At 67.0% G+C, this 15873-nt stretch carries 13 protein-coding genes; 11 read left to right on the top strand and 2 right to left on the bottom strand.

What is annotated here, in order from left to right; genetic code table 11:
• Positions 1-294: 294 nt before the first annotated feature.
• From ileS to ndk, 4 genes are read left to right on the top strand one after another with little or no spacing between them, the layout of a single operon-like run.
• Complete coding sequence (ileS, locus tag CTB96_RS14050) at positions 295-3729, top strand: isoleucine--tRNA ligase (RefSeq protein WP_110127476.1); 3435 nt, start codon at positions 295-297, stop codon at positions 3727-3729.
• A complete protein-coding gene (locus CTB96_RS14045; RefSeq protein ID WP_110127475.1) occupies positions 3722-5092 on the top strand; it encodes a bifunctional folylpolyglutamate synthase/dihydrofolate synthase in 1371 nt (456 codons plus the stop codon). Before ileS ends, CTB96_RS14045 begins: the two co-directional genes overlap by 8 nt.
• Positions 5089-5430, top strand: a complete 342-nt coding sequence (locus CTB96_RS14040; RefSeq protein ID WP_181397263.1) for a DUF4233 domain-containing protein — start codon at positions 5089-5091, stop codon at positions 5428-5430. The genes CTB96_RS14045 and CTB96_RS14040 overlap by 4 nt, the downstream gene beginning before the upstream one ends.
• Complete coding sequence (gene ndk, locus CTB96_RS14035) at positions 5427-5846, top strand: nucleoside-diphosphate kinase (protein ID WP_110127473.1); 420 nt, start codon at positions 5427-5429, stop codon at positions 5844-5846. Before CTB96_RS14040 ends, ndk begins: the two co-directional genes overlap by 4 nt.
• 81 nt (positions 5847-5927) lie before the next feature.
• On the opposite strand, the gene CTB96_RS14030 is transcribed toward ndk, so the two are convergent.
• Complete coding sequence (locus tag CTB96_RS14030) at positions 5928-6527, bottom strand: vitamin K epoxide reductase family protein (RefSeq protein ID WP_110127472.1); 600 nt, start codon at positions 6525-6527, stop codon at positions 5928-5930.
• Between the two features lie 279 nt (positions 6528-6806).
• Between CTB96_RS14030 and CTB96_RS14025 the strand changes: the two genes are divergently transcribed.
• The 4 genes from CTB96_RS14025 to CTB96_RS14010 all read left to right on the top strand — a co-directional run bounded on the left by CTB96_RS14025 (position 6807) and on the right by CTB96_RS14010 (position 12993).
• On the top strand, positions 6807-9533 hold the full coding sequence (locus CTB96_RS14025) for an Rne/Rng family ribonuclease (RefSeq protein WP_110127471.1): 2727 nt from the start codon (positions 6807-6809) through the stop codon (positions 9531-9533).
• A 173-nt stretch (positions 9534-9706) separates the two neighbouring features.
• Positions 9707-10738, top strand: coding sequence for a permease (locus tag CTB96_RS14020; protein WP_110127470.1), 1032 nt, complete (start codon positions 9707-9709; stop codon positions 10736-10738).
• Positions 10728-11549, top strand: coding sequence for a TIGR03943 family putative permease subunit (locus CTB96_RS14015; protein ID WP_110127469.1), 822 nt, complete (start codon positions 10728-10730; stop codon positions 11547-11549). The genes CTB96_RS14020 and CTB96_RS14015 overlap by 11 nt, the downstream gene beginning before the upstream one ends.
• A complete protein-coding gene (locus tag CTB96_RS14010) occupies positions 11539-12993 on the top strand; it encodes a hypothetical protein (RefSeq protein ID WP_110127468.1) in 1455 nt (484 codons plus the stop codon). Before CTB96_RS14015 ends, CTB96_RS14010 begins: the two co-directional genes overlap by 11 nt.
• Positions 12994-13010: 17 nt before the next feature.
• Here CTB96_RS14010 and CTB96_RS14005 read toward each other — a convergent pair whose 3' ends face one another.
• Positions 13011-13298, bottom strand: coding sequence for a DUF4031 domain-containing protein (locus CTB96_RS14005; protein ID WP_110127467.1), 288 nt, complete (start codon positions 13296-13298; stop codon positions 13011-13013).
• A gap of 310 nt (positions 13299-13608) precedes the next feature.
• Here CTB96_RS14005 and rplU point away from each other — a divergent pair, with 310 nt between their 5' ends.
• The 3 genes from rplU (at position 13609) to obgE (ending at position 15858) form a co-directional block, all read left to right on the top strand.
• The gene (gene rplU / locus CTB96_RS14000; protein WP_110127466.1) at positions 13609-13917 is read left to right on the top strand and encodes a 50S ribosomal protein L21; all 309 of its coding nucleotides are present in this window, start codon (positions 13609-13611) and stop codon (positions 13915-13917) included.
• A gap of 18 nt (positions 13918-13935) precedes the next feature.
• On the top strand, positions 13936-14193 hold the full coding sequence (gene rpmA, locus CTB96_RS13995; protein ID WP_066595878.1) for a 50S ribosomal protein L27: 258 nt from the start codon (positions 13936-13938) through the stop codon (positions 14191-14193).
• A gap of 81 nt (positions 14194-14274) precedes the next feature.
• Positions 14275-15858 carry a GTPase ObgE gene (gene obgE / locus CTB96_RS13990; protein WP_110127465.1) on the top strand — a complete coding sequence of 528 codons (1584 nt, stop codon included), beginning with the start codon at positions 14275-14277 and terminating at the stop codon, positions 15856-15858.
• The last annotated feature ends 15 nt before the right edge of the window (positions 15859-15873 follow it).

Genomic DNA, 15873 nt, shown 5'->3' with positions numbered 1-15873 from the left:
GCCCTGCGACCTGCCCGGTGAACCGGTAGTATTGGGTGTCACTGTTTTTTGGTGATCAGAATCGCATGACAGTGATCCGGCCATCACCGGGGAGTCTTCGGAAGAACGCGTCGGACGGGCCAGCCCGTCCGCAGCCAGTAGAGCCGAACGGGTCGGGCCCGTCACAGCCTTAGTTTGAGCGGTCGTTCGCCTTGTTGGGAACGGCAAGCGAGGTGGTACCGCGCCACGTCCCCCGGGACGGGCGTCCTCGTGGAACAGGCCAGCAGCACTACATCCGCCTCGTCCAGGAGAACCATGACGTACCCGCAAACGCCCGAAGAGACCCCGGCCGGCCAGGCCCCCGATGCTGCCGGCGCCGTTGTACCGTCGCCGAACTTTCCGCAGATCGAGACCGATGTACTCGCCTTCTGGGAGAAGGACGGCACGTTCCAGGCCTCGATCGACAACCGCGAGGGTGCCCCGGAGTGGGTCTTCTACGACGGCCCCCCGTTCGCCAACGGCCTGCCGCACTACGGCCACCTGCTGACCGGCTATGCCAAGGACCTCTTTCCCCGGTTCCAGACCATGCGCGGCAAGCAGGTGCACCGCCGGTTCGGCTGGGACACCCACGGCCTGCCCGCCGAACTCGAGGCCGAACGCAAGCTCGGCATCACCGACAAGAGCCAGATCGAAGAAATGGGCCTGGCCGCGTTCAACGCCGTCGCCCGCGAATCGGTGCTCGAGTACACCAAGGACTGGGAGCAGTACGTCACCCGCCAGGCCCGCTGGGTCGACTTCGAGAACGACTACAAGACCCTCGACATCACCTTCATGGAATCGGTGATCTGGGCGTTCAAGGAGTTGCACACCAAGGGCCTCGCCTATGAGGGCTACCGGGTGCTGCCGTACTGCTGGCGCGACCAGACCCCGCTGTCCAACCACGAGCTGCGCATGGACGACGACGTCTACAAGATGCGTCAGGACCAGACCGTCACGGTGACGTTCCCGCTGGTCGGCGCCAAGGCCGAGACCCTCGGCCTCACCGCGGTGCGGGCCCTCGCGTGGACCACCACGCCGTGGACCCTGCCGACCAACCTGGCCCTCGCGGTCGGGCCCGACATCGTCTACGCGGTCGTCCCCGCCGGCCCCAAGGGCACGCCGGATGCCGAGGTGCTGCGGGAGCAGGCCGGCAGCACACCAGGAGCAGGCACAGAGGTGCTCGGAGCCGAGTACCTGCTCGCGATCGACCTCGTCGGCAGCTACGCCAAGGATCTCGGCTACGAGAGCGCCGCCGACGCGACGGCCGCGATCAGTCGCACCGTGACCGGCCGGGACCTCGAAGGGGTCTCGTACGACCGCCTGTTCGACTACTACGCCGACGAGAGCGAATGGGGCACCCAGAACGCCTGGCGCTTCGTGGTCGCCGACTACGTCACCACCAGTGACGGCACCGGCATCGTGCACCAGGCCCCCGCCTACGGCGAGGAGGACCAGACGGTCTGCCAGGCCTACGGGATCCCGGTCATCCTCTCCCTCGACGACGGCGGCAAGTTCCTGCCGGAGGTCGCCGAGGTGGCCGGCCAGCTCTGGAGCGACGCGAACAAGCCGCTCACCCAGCTGATCAAGGGCCAGGGCAGGCTGCTCCGCCAGGCCAGCTACGAGCACTCCTACCCGCACTGCTGGCGCTGCCGCAACCCGCTGATCTACAAGGCCGTGTCGAGCTGGTTCGTACGTGTCACCGACTTCCGCGATCGTATGGTCGACCTCAACCAGGAGGTCAACTGGGTGCCGGAGAACGTCAAGGACGGCCAGTTCGGCAAGTGGATCGGCAACGCCCGCGACTGGTCGATCAGCCGCAACCGGTACTGGGGATCCCCGATCCCGGTCTGGAAGAGCGACAACCCCGCCTACCCGCGCATCGACGTCTACGGGTCGCTCGACGAACTCGAAGCCGACTTCGGCGTGCGCCCCACCGATCTGCACCGCCCGTACATCGACGCCCTCACCCGGCCCAACCCCGACGACCCCACCGGCCAGTCGACCATGCGGCGCATCGAGGATGTGCTTGACGTCTGGTTCGACTCCGGCTCGATGCCGTTCGCCCAGGTGCACTACCCGTTCGAGAACCGGGAATGGTTCGACTCGCACAATCCCGCCGACTTCATCGTGGAGTACATCGGTCAGACCCGCGGCTGGTTCTACCTGCTGCACGTGCTCTCCACGGCGCTGTTCGACCGGCCCGCCTTCAAGAACGTGGTCAGCCACGGCATCGTGCTCGGCAGCGACGGCCAGAAGATGAGCAAGTCGCTGCGCAACTACCCCAACGTGAACGAGGTCTTCGACCGCGACGGCTCCGACGCCATGCGCTGGTTCCTGATGAGCTCCTCCGTGCTGCGCGGCGGCAACCTGATCGTGACCGAGGAAGGCATCCGCGAGGGCACCAGGCAGATGCTGCTGCCGCTCTGGAGCACGTGGTACTTCTTCTCGCTCTACGCCAACGCGTCGGAGTACACCGCCACCTGGCGCACCGACTCCACCGATGTGCTCGACCGGTACCTGCTGGCGAAGACCCGAGACCTGATCGAGGGTGTCACCGGCGACCTGGAACGCCTCGACAGCACCGTCGCCGCGTCGCGCCTGCGTGACTTCGCCGACGTGCTCACCAATTGGTACGTGCGGCGGTCGCGGGACCGGTTCTGGGGCGGGGTGGCCGCCGACGGCACCGGCTCCGAAGCGTTCGACACCCTGTACACCGTGCTCGAAACGCTCACCAGGGTGGCGGCGCCGCTGTTGCCGCTGGTCTCGGAGCGCATCTGGCAGGGCCTCACGGGCGGTCGCAGCGTGCACCTGACCGACTGGCCCGACGCGTCGGCCTTTCCCGCAGACCCGGGCCTGGTCACCGCGATGGACCAGGTGCGGCTGATCAGCTCTACCGTGCTGTCACTCCGCAAGAAGGCGGGCCTGCGGGTGCGCCTGCCGTTGTCGAACCTCACCGTGGTCACCACGAACACCGCCGCCCTGGCCGGCTTCGAGGGCATCCTGCGCGACGAGCTCAACGTGAAGGCGGTCAGCCTGGTCGAACTGACGGAGGGCAGCGCCGAGAGCTACGGCATCACCTCCAAGCTCACCGTGAACGCGCGGGCGGCCGGCCCGCGACTGGGCAAGCAGGTACAGCAGGTCATCAAGGCGGCCCGCACGGGCGACTGGTCCGAGACCGACGGCGTCGTCACCGCAGGCGGCATCGCGCTGGTGGCGGGGGAGTACGACCTGGAGCTGCAGGCCGCGTCAACGGCCGCAGACGCCGAATCGGTGTTGAACACCTCCGCCCTGGCGCTGCTTCCCGGCGGCGGCTTCGTGCTGCTGGAGACCACGACCACGCCGGAGCTCGAAGCCGAGGGCCTGGCCCGCGACCTCATCCGGGCCGTGCAGGACACCCGCAAGTCCGCCGGTTTCGAGGTCAGCGACCGCATCCGGCTCGACCTGGTCTTCTTCGACGAGGCGGATGCTGCGACCTTCGCCATCGGCGCAGCCGTCGATGTCGCCGCAGAAACCCTGGCCACCCGTTTCCATACGCACGCCTCCTCGTCGGTCGACGGGGCCGTGCTCGCCGCCGGCACGCCGGCCGAGTGGCTGCCCCGCCTGACCGGAACCCCCGTCGAGCACTATGTGCGCTTCGAGGCCAACCACTACGCGAACTCCGCCCCGGTGATCGTTGCCGTCGCCCGCGACAAAGGAACCATCAATGTCTGACGACTATTACCCCGACGAATTCCGCGATGCCGGTGACGCCGTTCTGGCCGCCCTGCTCGAACGGGTGGGCGAAAGCGCACCGCAACCGCGCTTGCAGCCCACCCGGCGCGCGGTCGAGCTGCTCGGCGACCCGCAGAATTCCTACCCGATCATCCATGTGACCGGCACGAACGGTAAGACCAGCACCAGCCGCATCATCGAGAGCATCCTCCGGGCGTACGGCCTGCGCACCGGCCTGCTGGTCAGCCCGCACCTGGTGCGGCTCAACGAGCGCATCGTGATCGACGGCCAGCCGATCAGCGACGAGGCCCTGGCGGCGAATTGGGCCGACATCCAGCCCTATCTCGACATGGTCGACACCGAGCTCACCGCGGCGAACGATGAACCGCTCACCTTCTTCGAGGCCCTGACGGTGCTCGCCTTCGCCTGCTTCGCGGATGCGCCGGTCGACGTGGTCGTGCTCGAAGTGGGCATGGGCGGAGAATGGGACTCCACCAATGTGGCCGACGGCCAGGTCGCGGTGTTCACCCCGATCGCCCTCGACCACACCAAGCGCCTCGGTAACACCATCGCCGAGATCGCGCGCACGAAGTCCGGGATCATCAAGCCGGCCGCGGCTGTCGTCACCGCCCTGCAGGTGCCGGAGGCCAGAGCCGAGCTCGATCGCGCCGCCGAGCTCACCGAATCGACCCTGGTGGGGGAGGGTGAACAGTTCGCCCTGCTCGCCAGCCAGGTGGCGGTGGGCGGCCAGCTCATTTCGGTGCGCGGCATCGCCGGCACCTATTCCGAACTGTTCCTGCCGCTCTACGGCACCCACCAGGCGCAGAACGCCGCCGTGGCGATAGCCGCCGTCGAATCGTTCCTCGGCGCGGGCAGCCAAGCCCTCGTCGACGACATCCTGGTGGAGGGCCTCGCCACCGCGACCTCGCCCGGACGCCTGCAGTTGGTCGGCATCGAGCCCACCGTGCTGGTCGACGCGGCGCACAACCCGCACGGTGCCCTCGCACTCACCGCCGCGCTGCAGAGCTACTTCGACTTCGATGAGATCGCCGTGGTCATCGGCATCCTCGCCGACAAGGACGCCGCCGGCATCATCGAAGCGCTCCGGCCCGTCGCCACCCGGTTCCACGTCACCCAGTCGCACTCAGAGCGCGCCATCCCGGTCGACGACCTCGCTGACCTCGTCGCCGAACACGTCGGCGACGCCGACACCTACCGCTTCGGCGACCTCGCCCAGGCCCTCGATGCCGCCCGCGGCTGGGCCCAGGACGAACCCAAGCGCGCCGTCCTGGTCGCCGGATCGATCACCCTCGTCGGCGACGCCGTTGCGTTGGCCGACGCGGGGGACTGGATGACACCGTGAGAAGCGGATCCGTCCGCCGCTCGCTCGCCTCGATCGTGCTCGGCTTCGAGCTGATCGTGGTGTTCCTGGCGACGCTGGTCATCTTCGGTCTCAGTGATCTGCCGGCCTGGGTGACCCTGGGCGGAGGAGCTCTGCTCTGCCTGATCATGGTCGCCACTCTCGGGTTGCTACGGTACAACTGGGCCTACGGCATCGGCTGGGCCATCCAGGTCATCATCGTCGCCACCGGGTTCCTCAACCCGGCGATGTTCGTTGTTGGGGCGTTATTCGCCGGCATGTGGGTGTACTGCATGATCAACGGCGCAAAAATAGACAGACAGCAGAAGGAGAACACATGACTCAGGTTCAGGAAACACTCGTATTGGTCAAGCCCGACGGCGTCGCCCGCAACCTCTCCGGCGAGATCCTCCGCCGGATCGAGGCCAAGGGATATTCCCTGGTCGACATCAAGCTCGTGCAGGCCGAGCGTTCGCTGCTCGCTGAGCACTACGCGGAGCACGCCGGCAAGCCGTTCTTCGAACCGCTCGTCGAATTCATGGAAAGCGGCCAGATCCTGGCCCTCCGAGTGGCCGGTGACCGCGTGATCGAGGGTTTCCGCGCCCTGGCCGGAACCACAGACCCCACCACCGCAGCACCCGGAACCATCCGCGGTGACCTGGGCCGGGACTGGGGCCTGAAGGTGCAGCAGAACCTGGTGCACGGCTCTGACTCGCCCGAGTCCGCCGCCCGTGAACTGGCACTCTGGTTCGCCTAAGCCTCCAGCTCCACCACGCGAGCCGTGAGAAAAGCCCCGAAAACGTTCCGTTTTCGGGGCTTTTCTCACGTTTCGCGGGTGTCAGAGGCGGTGGAGGAAGTCCATCTGGAGCTGGGCGATCACGGCCGCGATGAGGTAGCAGACGATGGTGATCACGAAGATCCAGGAATATGCGCCAGCCGCCGCGCGCCGGACACGTGCCGGAACGGGAATGTTGCCCGTCTTGAGGTTGTACAGGGTCACGGCCAAAAACGTCGGGATGGTGACAGTCCAGGTGACCATGCACCACGGGCAGAGAACGTCGAGCACGAAGAAGCTCTGGCCCATGAGCCAGATCACGAAGACCAGTGCGCCGGTGACGCCGAGGTTCAGCCCGAGCCAGAACCAGCGCTTGAAGGATGCGCCGGAGAGGATGGCGACCCCGATGGTGATCACGACGCTCCAGGCCGCCACCCCGATCAGCGGGTTCGGAAAGCCGAACACGGCGCCCTGCCAGGACCCCAGGTTGGTGCTGCACCCGACCAGCACGCTGAAGTTGCAGGACAGCTGAGCGGTGGGATCCGCCAGCATCGTGAACTTGTCCAGCGTGAGTGCGAAAGCGGCCGCGAAGCCGATCGCTCCGGCGATGATCAGGAAGATTGCAAGGCCGATGGGAGGCTTTTTTGACGCTGTCTGTGGCACTCGAGGATTATGTCATGTGTCGCGCACGCGTCCCTGGGAATGCGTGCGATAATCGAAGAAGTCGTTTGAGCCGCGCTCAAACCGATGCCATAAGGCTTAATGGGCGGCATTCGCCCAGATTCATTGGTCCTAGACCAAAGGTATTAGCAACCAGAGCCAAGAGCCGGTTGCGGAACGCAAAAAGGATTCGCGGGGTTTTCGCGCAAGCGAAAGCGTCGCACGAGAGAGTAGCCGGGTGGGTGGCGCGGTCACCCACAGCGGTCAAGGAGCGCACCAGTGATGGTGGAAGACAACGAAAACAAGAAGCGCAAGGGCCTGTTCGGCACTCGCAAAACAACCAGAAGGGCAGCACCGGCACGACAAGCTGAACCGATCAGTCCGGAACCGGTCATCGAGGAGCCCAGTGCTCCCACGCTGATCGACACCCAGGCGCTGGCCGCTGACGCCGTCGACCAGCCGGTCGCCTTCCCGGCGCTGCCGACCCCGTTCGATGAGTCCGTCGAGGTGGTCCGCCGCCCGACGACATCCCTGATTTTCCAGGCGCCGGCGATTCTGCCCGCACCGGTGCGATCCGGAGCACGTCAGCTCGACGACGAGGACGACGACTCAGAAGAGGCATCGACGGTCCGTCGCCGTGCTCGCCGCCGCACGGGTGAAGAGGGCCGCAGCGACGACCCGGCCAACACGGTCGTGCGGGTGCGCACCACCCGCGAACCCGAGCTCATCACCGAGCCGCAGCGCATCAAGGGGTCGACCCGCCTCGAAGCGAAGAAGCAGCGCCGCCGCGACGGCCGCGACGCCGGCCGCCGCCGGCCCGTCATCACCGAGGCCGAGTTCCTCGCCCGCCGCGAGTCGGTCGACCGCGCCATGGTCGTGCGGGCCAAGCACAACAAGATCCAGATCGGCGTTCTTGAAGACGGCGTGCTCGTTGAGCACTACGTCGCCAAGAACCAGGACGCGTCCCTCATCGGCAACGTTTACCTCGGCCGGGTGCAGAACGTGCTGCCCAGCATGGAAGCCGCGTTCGTCGACATCGGACGCGGCCGCAACGCCGTGCTGTACTCCGGTGAGGTGGACTGGGACGCCGCCGCGGTCAACTCCCCGGGCAATGCCCAGACCCGCCGTATCGAGCTGGCCCTCAAGCCGGGCGACAAGGTGCTCGTGCAGGTCACCAAGGACCCGATCGGTCACAAGGGTGCCCGCCTCACCAGCCAGGTCTCGCTGCCCGGCCGCTACCTCGTCTACGTGCCCAACGGCTCGATGAACGGGATCAGCCGCAAGCTCCCCGACACCGAGCGGGCCCGGCTGAAGAAGATCCTCAAAGAGGTGCTGCCCGACAACGTCGGCGTCATCGTGCGCACCGCCGCCGAAGGCGCCACCGACGAACAGCTCACCCTCGACGTCAACCGCCTGACCGCGCAGTGGGCATCCATCGCCAAGCAGGTCGAGACGGTCTCAGGACCGGCCCTGCTGCACAGCGAACCGGACCTGCTGATCAAGATCGTGCGCGACGTCTTCAACGAGGATTTCCACAAGATGGTCATCTCCGGTGACGACGCCCAGGAGGTCATCGAGTCCTACCTGCGCCAGGTCGCGCCCGACCTGGTCGAACGCGTGCAGCGCTACGACGGTGAACGCGACGCGTTCGACGAGTACCGCATCTCCGAACAGATCGAGAAGGCGTTGGACCGCAAGGTCTGGCTGCCGTCCGGCGGTTCGCTCGTGATCGACCGCACCGAGGCCATGACCGTGGTCGACGTCAACACCGGCAAGTTCGTCGGTTCAGGCGGCAACCTGGAAGAGACCGTCACCAAGAACAACCTCGAGGCGGCCGACGAGATCGTGCGTCAGCTGCGCCTGCGCGACATCGGCGGCATCATCGTGGTCGACTTCATCGACATGGTGCTCGAGTCCAACCGCGACCTGGTGCTCCGGCGCCTCGTCGAGTGCCTCAGCCGCGACCGCACCAAGCACCAGGTGGCCGAGGTGACCTCGCTCGGACTCGTGCAGATGACCCGGAAGAAGCTGGGCCTGGGGCTGCTCGAGTCCTTCAGCGAGAACTGCGAAGCATGCGCCGGGCGTGGAATCGTCATCCACCACGACCCCGTGGTGAAGCACCGTCAGACCGCGCAGCCGCCGCAGGAACGTCGCCCGCGCAGCAAGTCTGCCGGCAACGGCCCCGCGAACGGCCACGACGGCAGCCACAACGGCTCCCGCAACGGTTCGACCGGCCAGGGTTCGTCTCACGGATCGGCGGGCTCCGCCGCCGCGCAGTCCGACGCCGCCAAGACCGGCCACGGCACGCACGGCATCACCGAGGACGCCAAGCACGCCCTCGCGCTGATCGCTGCCCGCACCATCTCACGGTCGCTCACCGGCTCGATCCCCGTGATCACGCCGGCCGAGACGGATGCTCCGGCTGTCGACGCGACCGTCGATGCGCCGAGCACCGACCAGGCGAGCACAGACCAGGCGAACACCGTGCCGGCCGAGACCTCGCCGGCACACAGCGCGCCCGCGAACATCGACGCCACGAACACCGACGCGGCGCACAACCAGAGCGGGTCCGATTCGGGTTCGCGTTCTAGCTCACGAGGCGGCCGCGGCCGATCCGGTGTACGCGGCGGTCAGTCCGCAGCGGAGAGCTCGCCAGCCGCCGATGCCCAGGCGTCCGTCAGCCTGGACGACCTGCTGCCTCCGGTGCGCTCCGGGCGGGCGCAGTCCGACTCGGTGCAGGCCGAACCGGCGCCGCGTGACTCCGTCGAGGGCGGCTCTGTCGAGTCCGAAGGTGTCGCCATCCTGGACATCCCGGTGACGAAGTCGCCGCGTAACCGGCGCCCGGTCAGCAAGCAGGTCACCGACCAGCTGCTCGACTCCGTGCTGGACTCGCTGCCGGAGCCCAAGCAGCCCGGCCAGGGCCGCTCGCGCAGCCGTCGGGTCACCACAGCCGGTGGACCCACCGCCTCTGTGCAGCCGATCGTGATCCCCACGGAGGACGCCCGCTAACAGCGGTCCTGAGTCGTCCGGCGTCGGCCAACAGGCCGGTCACGGCAAAAGAAAGCGGTGCAGCCCGAGAGGGCGGCACCGCTTTCTTCGTGCCCGCGGCGATGCATGCCGCCGGCGGTATGGGTCTGGTCGCGGCGTACGGTGCGTTCGCCCGACTCGGTTAGGGTTGACGGATGCACAGGGATCGGGGGACGGTGCGGCGCGTGCCCACCGGCCTGATCCTCGGAGTGGTGCTTGTCGCGCTGGCCTTCCTGGTGCGGGCATTGAGCCCGGCCTTCGCCGGCTGGGGCTTGCCGGATCGCGCCCAGGACACCGTGACGCTCGCGCTCAGCGTGATCATCGAATCGGCACCGTTCGTCTTCCTCGGCATTCTGCTGTCCACGGTGGTGCAGGTCTGGCTGCCGCACGGGTTCCTGACCAGGTTCCTGCCGCGCCAACCGCTGCTCAGGCGCGCATCGATCTCGCTGCTGGGCATGTTCTTTCCCGTCTGCGAATGCGGCAACGTGCCCCTGGCCAGAGGATTCATGGTCGGCGGATTCACCGTGCCGGAGTCGATCACCTTCCTGTTGGCCGCGCCCATTCTCAACCCGATCACGATCATCACCACCCACCATGCCTTCGGGTTCGACGACGGCATCCTGGTCACCCGGATCGTGGCGGGCTTCGTGATCGCGAACGTGATCGGCTGGCTGTACAGTCGGCACCCCGATCCCGACAGTCTCCTCACCCCCGACTTCGCTGCATCCTGCGCCCGGCCAGAGCAGGACGGTCACGAGCATGACCACCCGCACCCGCCCGCAGCCGGACGGATGCAGAAATCGGTCGACCTCTTCGCCCGGGAGACCGCGGTCATCATGCCTGCGCTCTTCGTGGGATCGCTCCTGGCCGCACTCACCCAGGTCTTCGTGCCCAGGTCGGTGCTGCTCGCACTGGGCAGCAACCCGGTCTGGTCGGTGCTGGCGATGATGGCACTCGCTTTCATTGTCGCGGTCTGTTCCAACGTGGATGCCTTTTTCGTGCTGTCGTTCGGCAGCACCTTCATGCCCGGCGGCATCGCCGCCTTCCTCACCTTCGGAGCCATGATCGACGTCAAGATGTTGGCGCTGATGCGCACGACCTTCACCACGAGAACCCTCGTTCAGATCACAGCGCTTGTGGCGCTGATGAGCGCAGCGGCCGGATTGCTGGTGAACTATGTCGGCTGATGCCGGGACCGGCAGCCCGAAACAGCGCACCGACAACCGCACCCGGCGCCACGCGCCCGACTGGTCCGGCCGCCTGGCCGAACGCTGGCGCGGCATCGGGCTGAGCCTCGTGGTCGTGGTCGCGACGGTCTGGCTCGGCGTGACCGGCCAACTGGGCCTGTACATCCACCCCCGCTACTTCGGCTTCACTCTGGTGATGGCCGCCCTCGGCCTGGTCTTCGTGGTCGCATCCTTCGTGGTGCCCGCACCCGCCACCGGCCAGTCCCGGTCACCGCGCCGGAACACGCTCGCCCTCGTCGGCAGCGCCGTGTTGCTCACGGTCGCGGCGGTGGCCGTGCTGATGGTGCCTCCCGCCACTCTGACCAGCGCGACCGCGACGCAGCGCGAGGTCAACTCCGGTGGCCTCGACACCGCTGAAGCGGCCGACCAGGCCGCCACCCTGGTGGGCACCGGTGACTATGAGCGCCTCAGCGTCAAGGAATGGGTGTCGCTGCTGGCACAGTCAGATGACCCGGCGCTCTACACCGACAAGACCGCCAGGGTGACCGGCTTCGTGTTGCCCGATGCCAGCGACCCTGAGAACGTCTTCTACGTCGCGCGGTTCGTCGTCACCTGTTGCGCCGTCGACGCGCAACCCATCGGGCTTCCCGTGTATCAGCCGGGCTGGAGCAACAGCTACAACACCGACGACTGGGTCGAAGTGACGGGCTTCTTCGCGGCCAACCCGAGCGCCACCTCCACGAACACGCTTGCCGTGCAGCCCAGCACCATCGAATCCGTCGACCAGCCGAGCGATCCGTATGTCTACTGACTGGGGCTCTTCCACAGACCAGCGCTCCGGTGCGCCCGCCGGCCCGGAGACCACCGACCGGCGCTTCCGCCGCACCCTCGCCGCCCTGCTGGTCGGCCTGCTCCTGCTCTGCCTGGGCCTGGTGGCCGTCAACGTGCTGAACGGTCCCCGGCTCACCGGCTCCACCGTCGACACCACCGCCGTGGTCAGCCAGGCGAATCAGCGGCTGGTGCTGGAGACCAACCAGCAACTTGCGGAGGTCGACGCCGACCAGGTGCAGATCAATCCGCCCAGCCCGGTGCAGGTGCAGACCGTGAATGACACCATCGTGATCGTCTTCTCGCAGCCACTGGCGTACGACACCGCATACACCGTCGATGTGGCCGGGGTCACCGGCCCGTTCGACGACCGGGTGTCAGAGCTGTCGGCGTCCTTCCACACCGATGAAGCGCCCCTGTTCCTGCTCAACCGGTCGCCGGCCCTTCCGGGCGAGACCACCAAACAACCGGACCGGGTGATCCGAACCGCTATCGGCGACGCAGAGACCGATACCGTCTTCTCGGCGCCGTACATCCAGGCGTTCGTGCCGATCGGCGATGAACTCGTGGTCGTCACCCTCGCCGACGACCTCTCCAACCGGCTCAGCCTCGTCGGAGCGGACGGCGTCGCCGCCGAACTCACGCTGCCCGGTACCGGCACGGTGCGGGAGCTGCAGGCCTCCACGGTGTCTTCCACGATCGGGTTCCGGTTCAGCAGCCTGCCCGGCGCGACCGGGGAGGTCTACGACAACACCCTGTTCCTGCTCGACCTCACCCGCGGCACCGTCGATACGGTCGCCGGTCTCGACGGCCAACCGGTGCAGGCGATCAGCTGGGGCTTCATGGCTCGCCGGGCCGAGATCGTGGTGCAACTCTTCGACACCACCCTGCTGCTGATCGACCCGACCGGTCGCGCAGAGCCCATCCCGATCGGGCAGTTCCCCAACCTCACCGCCTTCGCCCCCGACGGGCTCCGGATCGCCGTCTCCGATCAGGCCAGCCAGTACGTGCTCGACCTGTCCCGCGGCACCGAAGAGGCCATCGTGCCGCAGACCGTAGCCGGGACGACGCCGTACACCGCCGAACTGCGCTTCCTCACCGGGGGAGAGGGCTACGTGCAGCGGGTGGCCGAATTCGATCAGTCGAGCGGGCGGGTGCGGCAATACCTGACCCTGGTGACCGGGGCTCCGGGAGCCGAGAGCAGCAGGTTGGTCTACGAGCCGGTGCTGGCGAACGAGACCATCGTCGGGTTCGGGATCTCGCCCAATGACCAGTACCTGGCCGTGCAGACGGTGCCGAACAGGAACACGCAGGTCTCGGACGGCTACCCGGTCGAACCGCAGGCGACAACCGCGACGACGGTCTTCGTCGATCTGGCCACGGGCGGCATCACCCGCAGCATCGTCGGCATCGACGCCACCTGGTGACGGTGGGAGCCGAAGAGTTAGTCGACGTCGTGGCGGCGGGAGCGGCGCTCCCTGGCGGTGATGCGCAGTCCGCTGGCGCGCAGCCGGGTCACCAGCCCGCGGAAGTCGACCGGCTCTGCACCGGCCGCGACCAGGTCGTCGTAGCGTGCCTGGGGTGCGTCGTAGTGGTCGAGGTCGAAGCTGCGGGGCGGAAGGCCCTGCGCGGCAGCGAAGGCGTGCAGCTCCTCGATCGACGAATCGCTGACAACGTGGGACCAGAGGGTGCCGTGGGCCGGCCAGGCCGGCTGGTCGATCAGAATGCCCATTCTGCGAGTGTAGAGACTTCAGGAACGCCTGGCAGTCTGGAGTGTCCTCCGGGAACTCCGGGGCGACGCGAGTACACTTATCGAGTGGTCGGTTCTGCCGTGTGCAGGCAGGTCGCGACACGCGGTACGAAGTTGGTTTGACCGGGGCAGCGGAACCAGCTAAAGTTCAGTGTTGGTGTGCGTAGGGCTATGTCCACGTAACGCCCAAGGTTTTCTGAAGTGAGATGGTCCGACTTGGCCCATTTGCACTCGGTAACTTTCCATCATAGGAATCGGAGCCCCCGGGGTTCCCCAGAGATAGGTACGTAAAGTGGTTTACGCAGTTGTGCGCGCCGGTGGGCGGCAGGAGAAGGTAGAGGTCGGGACCATCGTCACGATGGACCGAATCAAGGCTGACAAGGACGGCAACGTCGAGCTGGCCGCCGTGCTTCTCGTCGACGGCGACAAGATCACCTCCGACTCTTCGTCACTGGCCAAGGTCAAGGTCACTGCCGAGGTCCTCAACGACCTCCGCGGCCCGAAGATCGTCATCCAGAAGTTCAAGAACAAGACCGGTTACAAGAAGCGTCAGGGGCACCGTCAGGAGCTCACTCGCGTTCAGGTCACCGGCATCGCCTAGGCCCGAGGAGAATAACTAATGGCACACAAAAAAGGTGCGAGTTCCACTCGCAACGGTCGTGACTCCAACGCTCAGCGCCTCGGCGTGAAGCGCTTCGGCGGTCAGGTTGTCGGCGCGGGCGAGATCATCGTCCGTCAGCGCGGCACCCACTTCCACCCCGGCGTGAACGTCGGCCGTGGCGGCGACGACACCCTCTTCGCCCTCGAGGCCGGCTCGGTTGAGTTCGGTGCAAAGGGTGGCCGCAAGGTCGTCAACATCGTGGTAGCTGCCGCTTAGGCATCACCACAGCTTTTCAGCATGAGGGCGGGCTTCGGCTCGTCCTCATGTTTTTTTCTCGCCACCTGAAAGGGGCATTCCATGGCCACGTTCGTTGACCAAGTCACGCTGCATCTGCGAGCGGGCAACGGAGGAAACGGTTGTGTCTCGGTCAAGCGCGAGAAGTTCAAACCTCTCGCCGGACCCGATGGCGGAAACGGTGGAAACGGTGGCGACATCGTGCTCGTCGCCGACCCGCAGGTGACCACGCTGCTCGCGTACCACCGCTCTCCCCACCGCAGTTCCGCCAACGGCGGACCCGGTATGGGTGACCACCGCAACGGCTACGGCAGCGACGTCATCGAGCTGTCGGTCCCGCTCGGCACCGTCGTCAAGGACGCCGAAGGCAACGAGCTCGCCGACATGACTGAGCCCGGCTACCGCATCGTCGTGGCACCCGGCGGCCAGGGCGGACTCGGCAACGCAGCCCTCGCCTCGACCAAGCGCAAGGCCCCCGGCTTCGCCCTGCTCGGCACCTACGGCTACGAGGGTGACGTCTACCTCGAGCTGAAGACCGTGGCGGATGTCGCCCTGGTCGGGTACCCGTCGGCCGGAAAGTCCAGCCTGATCGCCGCCATTTCCGCGGCCAGGCCCAAGATCGCCGACTACCCCTTCACCACCCTGCAGCCCAACCTCGGTGTCGTCGACGCCGGAGAGGTGCGCTACACGGTCGCCGACGTTCCCGGCCTGATCGAAGGCGCCAGCGAGGGCAAGGGCCTCGGCCTCGAGTTCCTGCGTCACGTCGAACGCTGCACCGCCCTGCTGCACGTGCTCGACTGCGCCACCCTCGACCCTGGCCGTGATCCGCTCAGCGACCTCGACATCATCCTGGGCGAACTCGCTGCCTACCCGGTGCCGGAGGGTCAGACTCCGCTGCTCGAGCGCCCGCAGCTGATCGCCCTGAACAAGATCGACGTGCCGGAGGGTCGCGAGCTCGCCGCCTTCGTCAAGGCCGACCTCGAGGAACGCGGTTACCGGGTCTTCGAGATCTCCACGGTGAGCCACGAGGGCCTGCGCCAGCTGAACTTCGCTCTCGCCGAGACCGTCGAAGCCGGCCGGATCTCCAGTGCCGAGGCCGCTGCGCTCAAGCCGCGCATCGTCATCCGCCCCAAGCCCGTCGACGACAGCGGCTTCATCGTGCGCGTCGAGGGTGGCTCGTTCGGGAACATCTTCCGCATCCTCGGCGCCAAGCCCGAGCGTTGGGTGCAGCAGACCGACTTCAAGAACGACGAGGCCGTCGGCTTCCTCGCCGACCGGTTGGCGAAGCTCGGTACCGAAGACGAACTGTTCAAGGCCGGCGCTGTCGCCGGTTCGACAGTCGTGATCGGCCCGGGCGACGGCATGATCTTCGACTGGGAGCCCACCCTCACCTCCACGGCAGAGCTGATCACCGCCCCGCGTGGCACCGACAGCCGGATGGATGACTCCAAACGCCGCACCAGCAACGAGCGTCGCGAGGAATACCTCAAGCGCATGGACGCCAAGTCCGCCGCGCGGGCCGAGCTCATCCGCGAACGCGAGGCCGGCATGTGGTCGACCGGCGAAGAAGAGTACAACGCCGGTGAAGGCGAAGTCACGGAGAACAACGCCGCCCGTCGCCGGGCCAAGGAGGGCGACTCCGAGTGAGCGACGGGGGAAGGC

The organism is Cryobacterium arcticum, from assembly GCF_003185895.1.
Lineage (GTDB): Bacteria > Actinomycetota > Actinomycetes > Actinomycetales > Microbacteriaceae > Cryobacterium > Cryobacterium arcticum.
Note: the sequence above shows the minus strand (reverse complement) of the source record. Positions and strands in the feature narration are given on the sequence as shown.